We start from the raw sequence: 14,182 nt of genomic DNA, 5'->3' as shown, positions 1-14,182 counted from the left end.
TCCAGTCAGGCGGGCGGAGCGCCGCTTACATCTCCTGCACGTCGAGCACGCCTGAAAGGGACTTGATCGCTCCCTTGATCTGCGGCGTGACCGGGAATTCCGTGCCCAGGTCCATCTCGACCTCACCCGGCAGGCTGTCGTCCATGAGGCACACGGTGATGGGCCCGCGCCCTGCCCCCTTGGCCGCTGTCACCGCGCCTTCGAGCACGGTTGCGACCGACACGAGAGCATTTGGCGCTTCGACAAAGATGCGCAGCCCCATGCCGCCCACATCCGCCACGACGGTGTCAATCGCGGCAACCGAGCGGCCCAGCAGTTTGAGCTGATCGGATTCCATGGTCGCCTCGACCGTGACGATGACCTTTGCCCCTGTTTCGAGGTGATCCTGTGCTTTCTCCAGACTTTCGGAGAACAGCGTGACCTCGAACGCACCCGTTGTGTCGGACATCTGGCAGAAGGCAAAGCGGTTGCCGCGGGCGGATTTGCGGATTTGCAGGCCCGATACAACGCCGGCCAGCTTGGCGACCAGCGGCTGGCCTTCGGCCTTGGCCGTCACTTCGTCCAGTGTGAGGATGCCCTTGCGTTTGAGTGGCCCCATGTAGTCGTCCAGCGGGTGGCCGGAGAGGTAGAAGCCGACTGCTTTGTGTTCTTCACCCAGCCGTTCCGAGGGCAGCCAGTCGTCCACCGGCATCAGCCGGGGTTCGGGCAGGTCATCGCCTGCTTCTCCGAAGAGCGAGACCTGGTTCGAGTTCTTCTGGTCATGGATGGCTGCGGAATAGGCACTGAGTGCATCAAGCGCATCGAAGACACGGCGGCGGTTGGGGTCAAGTTGGTCAAAGGCCCCGGCCCGCGCCAGCATTTCGAGGGGGCGCTTGCCGACCCGTTTCAGATCCACGCGGCGGGCGAAGTCGAAGAGGTTGACGAAGGGTTTGTCTTCTCTCGCCTCCTGCACCAGCCGCATGGCCTCAACACCCACATTTTTCAGAGCACCCAGTGCGTAGACCAGTGCGCCATCGACCACTTTGAACGTCGCATCGGAGCGGTTCACGCAAGGAGGCACCCACGGCAGGTCGAGCCCTTTGCGCACCTCTTCGAAATAGACCGCCAGCTTGTCCGTCAGGTGGATATCGCAGTTCATCACCCCGGCCATGAACTCGACCGGGTGGTTGGCCTTGAGCCACGCCGTCTGGTAGCTGACCACGGCATACGCTGCCGCATGGGATTTGTTGAAGCCGTAGTTGGCGAACTTGTCGAGGAGGTTCCAGACCTCCATCGCCTTGTCCTTGTCCACGCCGTTTTCTTTCGAGCCCGCCAGGAATTTCGGGCGTTCGGCGTCCATCGCTTCCTGGATCTTCTTACCCATCGCGCGGCGCAGCAGGTCGGCGCCGCCGAGGCTGTAGCCCGCCATTTCCTGCGCGATCTGCATCACCTGTTCCTGGTAGACGATGATGCCCTGGGTCTCGTCGAGGATGTGGTCGATGGAGGGGTGCAGCGTGTCGCGTTCGCTGAGCCCGTTTTTGACCTCGCAGAACTTCGGGATGTTCTCCATTGGGCCGGGGCGATAGAGCGCGACGAGGGCGATGATGTCTTCGATGCAGTCAGGCTTCATCCGCTTGAGCGCGTCGATCATGCCCGAGCTTTCCACCTGGAACACGGCCACCGTCTTGCCTGCGGCGTAGAGCTTGTAGGACGGTTCGTCATCGAGGGGGATGCCGCCGATGTCATTTTCCATTCCATCCGCAGGCGTATAGAGTTCGGTCCCATCTGCGGCGACGTGCAGCTTGCGGCCCGAGCCAAGGATTTGTTCCACCGCGTTCTGGATCACCGTCAGGGTCTTCAGGCCCAGAAAGTCGAATTTGACGAGACCCGCCTGTTCCACCCATTTCATGTTGAACTGGGTGGCGGGCATGTCCGAGCGCGGATCTTGGTACAGCGGCACCAGGGCGTCGAGCGGGCGGTCACCAATCACAACGCCAGCGGCGTGGGTGGAGGCGTTTCTGAGCAGCCCCTCAACCTGCTGGCCGTATTCAAGAAGGCGGGCAACCACCTCTTCGTTCCGCGCTTCTTCGCGCAGCCGGGGTTCATCTGCGAGAGCCTTTTCAATGCTGACCGGTTTGACCCCTTCGACCGGGATCAGTTTCGACAGCCGGTCCACCTGGCCATAGGGCATTTGCAGCACGCGGCCGATGTCGCGCACGGCAGCCTTGGACAGAAGTGCACCGAAGGTGATGATCTGGCCGACCTTGTCGCGGCCGTATTTCTCTTGCACGTAGCGGATCACTTCCTCGCGCCGGTCCATGCAAAAGTCGATGTCGAAGTCGGGCATGGAGACCCGTTCGGGGTTCAGGAACCGTTCGAACAGCAGGGCGTAGCGCAAGGGGTCGAGGTCGGTGACCGTGAGCGCGTAGGCCACAAGGCTGCCCGCACCGGACCCACGGCCGGGGCCAACCGGGATGTTCTGATCCTTGGCCCACTTGATGAAGTCCGCCACGATCAGGAAGTAGCCGGGGAAGCCCATGCCTTCGATGATGTCGAGTTCGAAATCGAGGCGTTTCTGGTATTCTTCCTCGCTGGTGGCATGCGGGATGACCTTGAGCCGGTCCTGCAGGCCCTCGTTGGCTTGACGGCGCAACTCCTCCACTTCGTCATCCGCAAACTTTGGCAGGATCGGATCACGGCGATAGGCCATGAAGGCGCAGCGCTGTGCAATTTCAACCGTGTTTTCAATGGCCTCGGGCAGGTCCGCAAACAGCGTCACCATTTCAGCCTGGCTTTTGAAATAGTGTTGGGCCGTCAGGCGGCGGCGTGGTTCCTGCTGGTCGACATAGGCGCCTTCGGCAATGCAGATCAGCGCGTCGTGGCTTTCGTACATGTCCGGTTTGGGGAAATAGACGTCATTGGTGGCGACCAGCGGTAGGTCCATGGCATAGGCCATTTCAATGAGTGGCCGTTCGGTCAGGCGTTCAGCTTCGGGCTGTCCGCCCTCGCCCGGGTGGCGCTGCAACTCGACATAAAGCCGGTCGCCAAAGATCTCTTTGAGCCGGTCCATCAGCGCCTGTGCGGCGGGCGTCTGTCCGGTTTGGAGCAGCATCCCGACGGGACCATCCGGCCCCCCGGTCAAACAAATCACATCATCCGAGTGGCGTGCCAATTCATCGGCCGTGACATGAGGCAGCTCTGAGCCGTCGCGCAGATAGAGACACGAGTTCAGCTTCATCAGGTGTTCATAGCCAGCCTCGGTCTGGGCCAGCAGCACCAGCGGTGCAGGGTCACGCGGGCGTTCGCCGGGGCGCGGCGTCATGTATTGCAGATCAACCTGGCAGCCGATGATCGGTTGGACCCCTGCCCCAGCCATGCCCACCGAGAATTCGAGCGCCGCGAACATGTTGTTCGTGTCGGTCAGTGCGATGGCGGGCATACCTGCGTCACGCACCAGTCCGGGCAGCTTTTTCAGGCGCATGGCCCCTTCAAGCAGGGAGTATTCGGAATGGGTGCGGAGGTGGATGAATCGGCGGGCGTCAGTCATGGGCCTACGATATGTCGTGGCGCGCCGCTGGGAAAGCCCCACAAGATGTTATCCACAGGTCAATAGATAGCTGAACAGCTAAGTATCTTGACACGAATCGCCTTGCGACAATACTTAGCTGTATGACTAACCAACTCGACAGCTTCTTCAGCGCCCTTGCCGACCCGACCCGCCGGGCGGTGGTGGAACAGCTGATACACGGCCCTGCCGCGGTCAGCGCATTGCATGACGGGCACGCCATGGCGCTGCCGACCTTCCTGCGACACCTCAAGGTGCTGGAAGACAGCGGATTGGTCACAAGCACGAAAAAGGGGCGCGTCCGCACGGTCGAGATGCAACCCGAGGCCCTGCGCGCCGGGGCGGACTGGTTCGAGGCGCATAAATCGATGTGGGAGGGCCGCATGGATCGGCTTGCCCGCCTCGCCGACCACCTGGAAAGGACCCGGACATGACCACCGACACCGGACATTTTGAACTGACGCGCACATTTCCCCTCACCCCGGATCGCTTGTGGCACGTTCTGACGGATGCCGAGATGCGAGGGGCATGGAATGCGCCAGGCGAAGGGATGGTGATGACGCTCCAAACGTCGGATTTCAGGGTTGGTGGGCTTGAGACGCATCACAGCGGACCTGCGGACGCGCCAGAGTTCACAGTCGACACGCGCTGGTACCGGATCGACGGACCACATGACGCGGCCTTTACCGAGACGGTGAACATGGGCGAAGGCGCCATTGCGACCACGCTGGTCACCTACCGCATCACCCCTGACGGTGCGGGTTCGAAACTGGATGTGGCGGTGGCCGTATCGTCTTTTGCCGGGCCGGATGCCGATGGTGAATTCAAGGCGGGCTGGGAAGCGGGGCTGGCCAATCTGGAGGCACTTGCCGCCAAGATGGTGGCCTGACAGGGCCGCACAGCTTGCCAATCCCTGCCTGCCTCGCCTAACCTGACGTCCGACAGCCCGCCCTTTGGTCTACGCCGCATCGACCAAAAGGCCCAAAAAGGGCGTTGGTAACGCGGCAGGCACAAAACAATATGCGTACGACCTTTCTTCTGAACGGAAGCGAGATCACGGCCGACACGACCCCCACGACAACGCTGCTGGACTGGCTACGGGGACATCCCGGACTGACAGGCACCAAGGAAGGCTGCAACGAAGGCGACTGCGGGGCCTGTTCGGTGATGGTCACGGATGTGGACGGGGCGCGGGCCCTGAACGCCTGCATCCTGTTCATGCCACAGCTTGAAGGCAAGGCGGTGCGCACGGTCGAAGGGATCAGCGCACCCGATGGCACCTTGCACCCTGTGCAACAGGCGATGATCGACCACCACGGGTCGCAATGCGGATTCTGCACACCCGGCTTCATCACAACGATGGCCACGGCACACCTGAACGGCGACACGGATCACGACACCGCCCTTGCTGGCAACCTGTGCCGTTGTACGGGTTACGCACCGATCATCCGCGCAGCAGAGGCGGCTGAAACAGCGCCCGTTCCTGACCATGTAAAGGACATTCCCCTTCTTCTGGCCAAAAATACCTCGGGGGAGCCGAAGGCGGGGATCGCAATTGGAACGCCATTGGTCCGAGAGACAATGGCGATGCCCCCAACCACGCTCGAAACCCTCGCCACGTGGTTGGATCAGAACCCCGGCGGCACGCTGATTGCGGGCGCCACGGATGTGAGTCTGTGGGTCACCAAGCAGTTCAGGGATCTTGGACCAGTTGCCTTCCTCAACCGCATTCCGGACTTGACGGGCGTGACTGTCACTGAGGATGGCATACGCATCGGGGCGGCCACGACCTTGACCGATTTGCACGACGCCATGGCCCCCCATCACCCGGGTTTTGCCGAGTTGATCCGCCGCTATGGGTCCGTGCAGGTGCGCAATGCAGCGACCATCGGCGGCAATGTCGCCAATGGCTCGCCCATCGGAGATGGCTCGCCCGCGCTGATCGCCTTGGGTGCAACTCTGCACTTGCGGTCGGTGGACGGGGTGCGGACGCTGCCGATCGAGGATTTCTTCATCGACTATGGCAAGCAGGACCGGGCCGAGAACGAGTTTGTCGAGGCGATCACGATTCCACGGCAAGACGACGCCTTGCGCTGCTACAAGCTATCTAAACGGTTTGATCAGGACATTTCGGCTGTATGCGGCTGTTTCTGGATCGAAGCTGTCAATGACGTCGTGACCGAGGTGCGCCTTGCTTTTGGCGGCATGGCAGGCACACCCAAGCGGGCCGCGCATGCCGAAACGGCGCTGCGCGGCCAGCCCTGGACCGATGCAATCGTGGCCCGCGCCATGCAGGCCATGAGCCGCGATTTCCAACCGCTCAGCGACATGCGCGCCTCTGCCGATTACCGGATGCAGACGGCGCAGAACATGCTGCTGCGCGCGTGGCTGGAGGATCAAGGGCAGGCCACCAATGTGCTGGAGGTGACGTCATGAGCGTTTTGCCGGAGGCGAACATATGACAGTCGCAACACCCCTGCCCCATGACGCCGCCTATCTGCATGTGACCGGGGCGGCCCGCTATGTGGACGACACGCCGACGCCTGTGGGTACGCTGCATCTGGCCTTTGGCGTGAGCGACGTCGCGTATGGCCGGATTGCCGCGATGGACCTTGATGCCGTGCGGTCCGCGCCGGATGTGGTTGCTGTGCTTGTGGCCGAAGACCTGCCTTTTGCCAACGACGTCTCGCCCTCGGCCCATGATGAGCCGCTGCTGTCGGATGGGACGGTACACTACCTCGGCCAGCCAATGTTTCTGGTGGTTGCCCGCTCGCATCTGGCCGCCCGTCACGCGGCGCGTCTGGGCAACGTTGAGATCACCGAAGAAGCGCCTGTTCTGTCCATCGACGACGCGCTGAAGGCTGGCACCCGGTTCGAGGATGGCCCGCGCATCTATGCAAGAGGCGATGCAGCGGTCGAGTTGGGCGGGGCACAGCACCGCCTTACGGGGTCGTTCGAGATTGGCGGACAGGAGCACTTTTACCTCGAAGGGCAGGCAGCACTTGCTCTGCCGGGTGAGGACGGGGACATGCATGTCATCTCGTCCACCCAGCACCCAACCGAGATTCAGCACAAGGTGGCCGATGCCATTGGCCGCCCCATGCATGCCGTCCGGGTCGAGACCCGTCGTATGGGAGGCGGCTTTGGCGGTAAGGAGAGCCAGGGCAACGCCTTGGCCGTGGCCTGCGCCGTGGCTGCCCGCGCGACCGGCAGCCCCTGCAAGATGCGCTATGACCGCGACGACGACATGATGATCACCGGCAAGCGCCATGATTTCCGCATTGATTACGATGTTGGATTTGATGATGCGGGCCGCATCACGGCCCTGGATGTGCGCCAGTACGTGCGCTGTGGCTGGGCCATGGACCTGTCCCTGCCGGTGGCCGACCGGGCCATGCTGCATGCCGACAATACCTATTTCCTGCCCCACGTGCGGATCGAGAGCCATCGTTTGCGCACCAACACGCAGAGCGCCACGGCCTTTCGCGGGTTTGGCGGGCCGCAGGGCATGTTGGGGATGGAGCGGATTGTCGATCATGTGGCGGGCCATCTAGATATTGATCCGTTGGCGGTGCGGGTTGTGAACTTTTACGCCTCCGGCGGTGGTATTTCCGGTCAGAAGAAACAGACGACGCCCTATGGTCAGGAGGTTGACGATTTCATTGGCGATGCGCTGGTGGCCCAGTTGCGGGAGACGTCGGATTATGAGGCCCGCCGGGCGGCTGTGGCGGACTGGAACGCGGCCAATCCGGTGTTGAAGAAGGGTATTGCGCTGACGCCTGTGAAGTTCGGCATCAGCTTTACCCTCACCCATCTGAACCAGGCAGGCGCCTTGGTCCATGTCTATGCCGACGGGTCCATTCACCTGAACCATGGCGGGACCGAGATGGGTCAGGGCCTGTTTCAGAAGGTGGCCCAAGTGGCCGCGAGTCGTTTTGGCGTGCCCTTGGACATGGTCAAGATCACCGCGACGGACACGGCAAAGGTGCCGAATACGTCGGCCACCGCCGCCTCCTCTGGCAGTGATCTGAACGGGATGGCGGTCAAGGCCGCTTGCGACACCATTCGGGATCGGATGTGCGAGCATCTCGCGCAGCTGCATCAGTGTCGCCCGGATGAGGTGGTCTTTGAGGACGGCCGGGTGCGCGCCGGATCGGGCGACTACAGCTTTGCCGAGGTGGCGGCCCTGACCTACGAGGCGCGTATCAGCCTGTCCTCCACCGGGTACTACAAGACGCCGGAGATCAAATGGGATCGGATCAAGGGTCAGGGCCGCCCGTTTTTCTACTTTGCCTATGGGGCGGCGGTGACTGAAGTCGTAATCGACACGCTGACCGGGGAAAACCGCATTCTGCGTACTGATATCCTGCATGATGCGGGTGCGTCGCTGAACCCTGCGCTGGATATCGGGCAGGTTGAGGGGGGCTATGTGCAAGGCGCAGGCTGGCTGACAACCGAGGAACTTGTCTGGGACGATCAGGGCCGTCTGCGGACCCATGCGCCGTCGACCTACAAAATCCCCGCCTGTTCGGACCGGCCCGATGTGTTCAACGTGGCCCTGTGGGAGGGCGAGAACCGGGCTGACACGATCTACAAGTCCAAGGCCGTGGGGGAGCCGCCCCTGATGCTGGGCATATCCGCCTTTTTGGCGTTGAGCGATGCGGCGGCGGCTTGCGGGTCTGATTATCCTGACTTGCAGGCGCCGGCCACGCCTGAGACTGTTTTGAAGGCGGTGCACACCGCGCGTGGCGATGTTTGATCGGGCTGGGTTGATCGAAGCCTGCAAGGCGCATGGCCGGGTTGTGCGGGTGGTGATTGCGTCCGTGCAGGGGTCTGCCCCGCGCGAAGTGGGCGCGGCGATGCTGGTGTGGGAGACCGGACAATCCGGCACGATTGGCGGTGGGGCTCTTGAGTTTGAGCTGGCCGCTGCCGCCCGCATGCTGGCCAAGGATACGCGCAGTCGCCATGCCTTGGGGCCTGATCTCGGTCAATGCTGCGGTGGGGCGGTCGAGGTGCTGAGCGAGGTCTATGATTTGGACCGTGCGCGTGCCCTGCCCGAGGATGTGGTCGCACGCGGGTCTGATCCAATGCCGCTGTCGGTCAAACGCATGTTGAAGGCGGCGCGGAACCAAGGACAGTTGCCCCCTGCGCAACTGAAGGACGGATGGATGATCGAACCGGTGCGCGCGCCGGATCAGGATATCTGGATCTGGGGCGCGGGCCATGTGGGTCGTGCGCTGGTTGATATCCTGCAGCATATGCCCGGATACAGCCTGACCTGGGCGGATACAGGGGCCGAGCGGTTTCCAGATGCCGTGCCCGAGTGCGTCACGACCGTGCCTGCCACCAACCTACCTGCCCTTGCCGCCCACGCGCCCCGCGGCGCGCATCACCTGATCCTGACCTATGCGCATGATATTGATCTGGGCCTGTGCCACGCGGTGCTGACGCGCGGCTTTGCCTCTTGCGGATTGATCGGGTCGGCCACCAAGTGGGCGCGGTTTCGCAAACGGCTTGCCGCATTGGGCCACGGGACAGATGAAATTGCGCGCATCACCTGCCCCATTGGTGATCCATCTTTGGGAAAGGACCCACATTTGATTGCGGTCGGGGTTGCCTATCGGCTAGCACAGTCCACGCAGACCATACCGCAACGACTGGAGACGCGTGCGTGACCCCACTTCTGTCCCTGACCGGCTTGACCAAGGCCTATCCCGGCGTGGTGGCAAATGATGACGTGTCGCTGTCCATCGCCCCCGGGGAAATCCACGCATTGCTGGGGGAAAACGGGGCGGGCAAGTCAACGCTGGTCAAGATGATCTATGGGCTGGTCAAACCCGATGCGGGTCGGATGCAGATGAATGGCAGTGATTTTGCCCCCGCAGATCCGCGGGCGGCGCGGGCAGCGGGCGTGGGAATGGTGTTCCAGCACTTTTCGCTGTTTGACGCGCTGACCGTGGCCGAGAACATCGCGCTTGGCATGGAGACACCGCCGCCGATGCGGACGCTCGCCGCCCGTATTCGCGAGGTGTCCGAGACTTATGGGTTGCCATTGTCGCCCGACAAGGTGGTTGGTGATCTGTCGGCAGGTGAACGGCAGCGGGTCGAGATCATTCGGTGCCTCCTGCAGGACCCCAAGCTGTTGATCATGGACGAACCAACCTCTGTCCTGACACCGCAGGAGGTCGAGATCCTGTTTGAAACCCTGCGCAAGCTGAGCGCAGAGGGCACGGCGATCCTGTATATTTCGCACAAGCTGGAGGAAATCCGCGCCCTGTGCGATGCCGCCACGATCCTGCGCGGCGGCAAGGTGGTGGGCGACTGCGTGCCGCGCGACACGTCGGCCCGCGCGATGGCCGAGATGATGGTGGGCAGCACGCTTGCCACGCCCAAGGCCGCCGCCCATGACGCCGGTGAGGTGCTGTTGTCGGTGACAGGCCTTTCGGTTGCATCGCCGTCTGCCTTTGGCATGTCCTTGCGGGGCATTTCTTTTGATGTGCGCGCGGGCGAGGTGCTGGGCATTGGTGGGGTTGCGGGCAACGGGCAGGACGAATTGCTTGCGGTTCTGTCCGGTGAACTGCCCTGCGGCGTCGGCATGGTGCAGTTCAAGGGCAGCGATCTGGCGAAGAACGGGCCGGAGGCGCGGCGCGGTCTGGGCGTGCTGGCCGCCCCTGAAGAACGGCTGGGTCATGCCGCGGCGCCCAACATGTCACTGACCGAGAACGCGATGCTGACCGGGGCCGCGCGCGAAGGGTTGGTGCGGCGCGGGATGCTGAACTGGACCAAGACCCGCGATTTCGCCGAACGGATCATTGCGGGTTTTGACGTGCGCACGCCGGGGCCGGAGAATGCGGCGCGGTCGCTGTCGGGTGGGAACCTGCAGAAGTTTGTGATTGGCCGCGAGGTATTGCAGCGCCCAGAGGTCCTGGTGGTGAACCAGCCGACCTGGGGCGTGGATGCCGCCGCTGCAGCTGCGATCCGGCAGGCGTTGCTGGATTTGGCCGCTGATGGATCGGCTGTGGTCGCGATTTCGCAGGATCTGGATGAGTTGATGGAAATCTCGGACCGGTTTGCGGCCCTGAACGAAGGACGGCTGAGTGATCCGCGTCCGACTGTGGGGCTGGATGTCGAGCAGATTGGCTTGATGCTGGGCGGCGCCCACGGGATGGAGGTTGCACATGTTTGAGACCAGCCCTCCGGGGGGGATTTTTTTGAAACAGGGAATTAGAGGACTGCGGGGATGATCCGGATCGAGGCGCGTCCGCAGCCATCTGCTGTTATGGCTTATGCCACGCCGGTGCTCGCGGTGGTGCTGACCATGATCTTTGGTGGGATCTTGTTTGCTGTTTTGGGCAAAGATCCGTTGCAGGCCATTGCGACGATTTTCTGGGAGCCGATCTTTGGCGAGTTTGCGTTCTTTTACCGGCCGCAACTGCTGATCAAGGGTGCGCCGCTGGTGCTGATTGCCATTGGGCTGGCCTTGGGGTTTCGAGCAGGCATCTGGAACATCGGGGCCGAGGGGCAATACATCGTCGGGGCCATTTGCGGTGCCGGTGCCGCGTTGGCCTTTTTTCCGACAGAGAGTGTTTTGATCTTTCCTTTCATGGTGTTGGCGGGGGCCTTGGGCGGATGGGCCTGGGCGATGATCCCTGCTGTTTTGAAGGTGAAGTTTGGCACCAATGAGATTTTGGTATCGCTGATGCTGGTCTATGTGGCCGAGCAGTTGTTGGCATCGATGTCGTTGGGATTGCTGAAAAATCCGGAGGGCTTTGGCTTTCCCGGTTCGCGGAACCTGCAACAGTATCCGTCTGCGCACAACGCCGAGATCATTGCGGGCACTGGCATGCATTGGGGTGTGGTTGCCGCGTTGATTGCCGTCATCTTTGCCCATGTTTTGCTGACACGGCACCGGTTGGGATTTGCCATTCGGGTGACGGGTGAGGCGCCTCGGGCGGCCAAGTTTGGCGGGGTTAATCCGGGACGGTTGGTGCTGTTCTGTCTTGGCATGTCCGGCCTTTTGGCGGGGCTTGCGGGGATGTTCGAAGTGGCGGGGCCATCGGGTCAGATCAGCATTGATTTCAATGTGGGTTACGGGTTTACGGCGATCATCGTGGCCTTTCTGGGTCGTTTGAACCCGCTGGGGATTGTGGCCGCGGGACTGCTGATGGCGTTGACATATATTGGCGGCGACATTGCCCAGTCGCAGCTGGGTCTGCCTGCGGCGGCGATCCAGGTGTTTCAGGGGATGCTGTTGTTCTTCCTGTTGGCGCTGGATGTGCTGACGAACTATCGCGTGCGGTTTGGTACGGCGGAGGTGGCGTGATGGGAAAAGCAATTGAAAACACAATCGCTGTTGCATCAGGTGTGTTTCTGCCGCCTGCGATACTTTGGGCGACGATGTCTCCGGCTGCTGCACTTTGGCCCGCGATGAACTGGAGTGTTTTGCTGCCGCTGGTGTCTTTGATTGTGGTCGCGGGCATTTCGACATCGGGTACAGCTGCGCGACGGATGTGCCGAGTGTTGGTTTTATTGTTGCTGGGATTGCTGGTGGCAAGTTTTACAATCCTGTTTTTAATGGTTTGAACTGAAATGGACCTCTCTGCCATCAACCCCATTCTCCTGATCGCTGCCATGATCGCGGCGGCGACGCCCATTCTGCTGGCGGCCATCGGCGAGCTTGTCGTTGAACGCGCAGGTGTTTTGAACCTTGGGGTCGAGGGGATGATGATCACGGGCGCCGTCTGTGGCTTTATCATTGCCGTGAACACCGGCTCACCCACCGTGGGCTTCATCGCTGCTGCTGTCGGGGGGGCGGTGCTGTCATTGCTTTTTGCCTTTCTCACGCAGGTGGCGCTGGCGAACCAAGTGGCATCGGGTCTTGCCCTCACCCTTTTTGGCCTTGGGTTGTCGTCGCTCATGGGGCAGAGCTATGTGGGGATCAAACCGCCCCGTGCCGAGGCAACGCCGCTGGGGCCGCTGGCTGACATTCCGGTCATCGGGCCGATCCTCTTTGGCCATGACCTGATGGTCTATCTGGGCCTTGGCATCGTTGCCGCCACGTGGGCGATGCTGAAATTCACCCGCATGGGGCTGGTCCTACGCGCCGTGGGCGAGAACCACGATGCCGCCCATGCGCTGGGGTACAAGGTCAAGCGCATCCGGACGTTGGCGATCCTGTTTGGCGGGGCCTGTGCCGGGCTCGGTGGCGCCTACATTTCGCTGATCCGCGTGCCACAGTGGACCGAGGGGATGACAGCCGGTGTGGGGTGGATTGCCCTCGCCCTGGTTGTGTTTGCCAGCTGGAAGCCCTGGCGCGTGTTGCTGGGTGCTTATCTTTTTGGCGGAATTACCCAGCTCCAGTTGAACCTGCAGGGCGCGGGCGTTGCCATTCCGGTCGAGTATTTGGCAATGTCCCCCTACGTCGTGACGATCATCGTTCTGGTGATTCTGAGCGCAGATAAATCACGCGCCCCCGGCTCACTGGGGCGCACATTCCACGCCTCGGGATAAGGGGCGCACCTAAATGGGGAGACTACCTGAATGAAATTCACCACTTTGATGGCAAGTGCCGCGCTGGCGCTTGGTCTGGCGGGCGGCGCCTATGCCGATGGCCATGAGAAAACGAAGGTTGGCTTTGTCTATGTCGGGCCCGTGGGCGACGGCGGCTGGACATACGAGCACGATCAGGGTCGTCTTGCGGTCGAGGAAGAGTTCGGCGATGCGGTTGAGACCGTGTTCGTAGAGAACGTGGCCGAAGGCCCGGACAGCGAGCGCGTGATGACTCAGATGGCACTGGATGGGGCTGACCTGATCTTTACCACGTCCTTTGGCTACATGGACCCGACAAACAACGTCGCGGCCAAGTTCCCGGATGTGAAGTTCGAGCACGCGACCGGCTACAAGCGCCTGCACCCGAACGTATCCACCTACTCGGCCCGCTTCTACGAAGGCCGTGCCATTCAGGGCCACATCGCGGGCAAGATGACCAAGACCAACACCATCGGCTATATCGGGTCTTTCCCGATCCCCGAAGTGATCCGTGGCATCAACTCGGCCTATATCCACGCCAAGAAGGTGAACCCGGATGTCGAGTTCAAGATCATCTGGGTCTACACGTGGTTTGACCCCGCAAAAGAAGCCGACGCCGCCAAGACCCTGATCGATCAGGGTGCGGACGTGGTACTGCAGCACACCGACTCGACAGCACCGCAAGCGGCTGCTCAGGAAGCGGGTGGCGTTGTCACCTTTGGCCAAGCGTCGGACATGGGCCAATACGCGCCCTTCCCGCGCGTGTCGTCGATCATTGATGACTGGGCCCCCTACTACATCGCGCGCACCCGCGCTGTGATGGACGGCACTTGGGAGTCGAAAGACACATGGGACGGCATCGGCGCTGGCATGGTTGGCATCGGCGAGATTTCGGACGCTGTTCCCGCCGAGGTCAAGGAAGAGGCACTGGCGATGAAGGCCGCTTTGGCGGATGGATCGTACCATGCGTTCACCGGCCCGCTGAACAAGCAGGACGGTTCACCCTTCCTGGCAGATGGTGAGACCGCCGATGATGGCACGCTGGCTGGCATGAACTTCTATGTCGAAGGCATCGAAGGCGATATCCCGCAGTAAGCCATTGTAAGGCGG

The 14,182-nt window shown here is 61.9% G+C and carries 11 protein-coding genes; 10 read left to right on the top strand and 1 reads right to left on the bottom strand.

Translation table 11 applies throughout. The features are described from left to right. Positions 1–25: 25 nt before the first annotated feature. Complete coding sequence (gene dnaE / locus AC53L6_RS20450) at positions 26–3,526, bottom strand: DNA polymerase III subunit alpha (RefSeq protein ID WP_496909181.1); 3,501 nt, start codon at positions 3,524–3,526, stop codon at positions 26–28. 122 nt (positions 3,527–3,648) lie between these two features. On the opposite strand from dnaE, the gene AC53L6_RS20445 reads away from it, so the two are divergent. The 10 genes from AC53L6_RS20445 to AC53L6_RS20400 all read left to right on the top strand — a co-directional run bounded on the left by AC53L6_RS20445 (position 3,649) and on the right by AC53L6_RS20400 (position 14,167). Next, positions 3,649–3,978, top strand: a complete 330-nt coding sequence (locus tag AC53L6_RS20445) for an ArsR/SmtB family transcription factor (protein ID WP_496909180.1) — start codon at positions 3,649–3,651, stop codon at positions 3,976–3,978. After that, on the top strand, positions 3,975–4,433 hold the full coding sequence (locus AC53L6_RS20440; protein WP_496909179.1) for an SRPBCC domain-containing protein: 459 nt from the start codon (positions 3,975–3,977) through the stop codon (positions 4,431–4,433). Before AC53L6_RS20445 ends, AC53L6_RS20440 begins: the two co-directional genes overlap by 4 nt. Positions 4,434–4,564: 131 nt before the next feature. Beyond that, the gene (gene xdhA / locus AC53L6_RS20435; RefSeq protein WP_496909178.1) at positions 4,565–5,980 is read left to right on the top strand and encodes a xanthine dehydrogenase small subunit; all 1,416 of its coding nucleotides are present in this window, start codon (positions 4,565–4,567) and stop codon (positions 5,978–5,980) included. A gap of 22 nt (positions 5,981–6,002) precedes the next feature. Further along, complete coding sequence (xdhB, locus tag AC53L6_RS20430; protein WP_496909177.1) at positions 6,003–8,303, top strand: xanthine dehydrogenase molybdopterin binding subunit; 2,301 nt, start codon at positions 6,003–6,005, stop codon at positions 8,301–8,303. Continuing rightward, on the top strand, positions 8,296–9,219 hold the full coding sequence (gene xdhC, locus AC53L6_RS20425) for a xanthine dehydrogenase accessory protein XdhC (protein WP_496909176.1): 924 nt from the start codon (positions 8,296–8,298) through the stop codon (positions 9,217–9,219). The genes xdhB and xdhC overlap by 8 nt, the downstream gene beginning before the upstream one ends. Beyond that, positions 9,216–10,730 carry an ABC transporter ATP-binding protein gene (locus tag AC53L6_RS20420; protein WP_496909175.1) on the top strand — a complete coding sequence of 505 codons (1,515 nt, stop codon included), beginning with the start codon at positions 9,216–9,218 and terminating at the stop codon, positions 10,728–10,730. Before xdhC ends, AC53L6_RS20420 begins: the two co-directional genes overlap by 4 nt. A 54-nt stretch (positions 10,731–10,784) precedes the next feature. Beyond that, positions 10,785–11,867, top strand: coding sequence for an ABC transporter permease (locus tag AC53L6_RS20415; protein WP_496909174.1), 1,083 nt, complete (start codon positions 10,785–10,787; stop codon positions 11,865–11,867). Then, a complete protein-coding gene (locus tag AC53L6_RS20410) occupies positions 11,867–12,127 on the top strand; it encodes a hypothetical protein (RefSeq protein ID WP_496909173.1) in 261 nt (86 codons plus the stop codon). The genes AC53L6_RS20415 and AC53L6_RS20410 overlap by 1 nt, the downstream gene beginning before the upstream one ends. A gap of 6 nt (positions 12,128–12,133) precedes the next feature. Continuing rightward, a complete protein-coding gene (locus tag AC53L6_RS20405) occupies positions 12,134–13,054 on the top strand; it encodes an ABC transporter permease (protein ID WP_496909172.1) in 921 nt (306 codons plus the stop codon). A gap of 30 nt (positions 13,055–13,084) precedes the next feature. Beyond that, the gene (locus AC53L6_RS20400) at positions 13,085–14,167 is read left to right on the top strand and encodes a BMP family ABC transporter substrate-binding protein (RefSeq protein ID WP_299771366.1); all 1,083 of its coding nucleotides are present in this window, start codon (positions 13,085–13,087) and stop codon (positions 14,165–14,167) included. The last annotated feature ends 15 nt before the right edge of the window (positions 14,168–14,182 follow it).

Source organism: Tateyamaria sp. LSS28 (assembly GCF_059611725.1).
This window is presented reverse-complemented; position numbering and strand designations above follow the sequence as displayed.

Excerpts from the sequence above, each read along its gene's own strand:
- dnaE (WP_496909181.1), bottom strand. The coding sequence starts at position 3,526 with ATGACTGACGCCCGCCGATTCATCCACCTCCGCACCCATTCCGAATAC.
- AC53L6_RS20445 (WP_496909180.1), top strand. The coding sequence starts at position 3,649 with ATGACTAACCAACTCGACAGCTTCTTCAGCGCCCTTGCCGACCCGACC.
- AC53L6_RS20440 (WP_496909179.1), top strand. The coding sequence starts at position 3,975 with ATGACCACCGACACCGGACATTTTGAACTGACGCGCACATTTCCCCTC.
- xdhA (WP_496909178.1), top strand. The coding sequence starts at position 4,565 with ATGCGTACGACCTTTCTTCTGAACGGAAGCGAGATCACGGCCGACACG.
- xdhB (WP_496909177.1), top strand. The coding sequence starts at position 6,003 with ATGACAGTCGCAACACCCCTGCCCCATGACGCCGCCTATCTGCATGTG.
- xdhC (WP_496909176.1), top strand. The coding sequence starts at position 8,296 with ATGTTTGATCGGGCTGGGTTGATCGAAGCCTGCAAGGCGCATGGCCGG.
- AC53L6_RS20415 (WP_496909174.1), top strand. The coding sequence starts at position 10,785 with ATGATCCGGATCGAGGCGCGTCCGCAGCCATCTGCTGTTATGGCTTAT.
- AC53L6_RS20410 (WP_496909173.1), top strand. The coding sequence starts at position 11,867 with ATGGGAAAAGCAATTGAAAACACAATCGCTGTTGCATCAGGTGTGTTT.
- AC53L6_RS20405 (WP_496909172.1), top strand. The coding sequence starts at position 12,134 with ATGGACCTCTCTGCCATCAACCCCATTCTCCTGATCGCTGCCATGATC.
- AC53L6_RS20400 (WP_299771366.1), top strand. The coding sequence starts at position 13,085 with ATGAAATTCACCACTTTGATGGCAAGTGCCGCGCTGGCGCTTGGTCTG.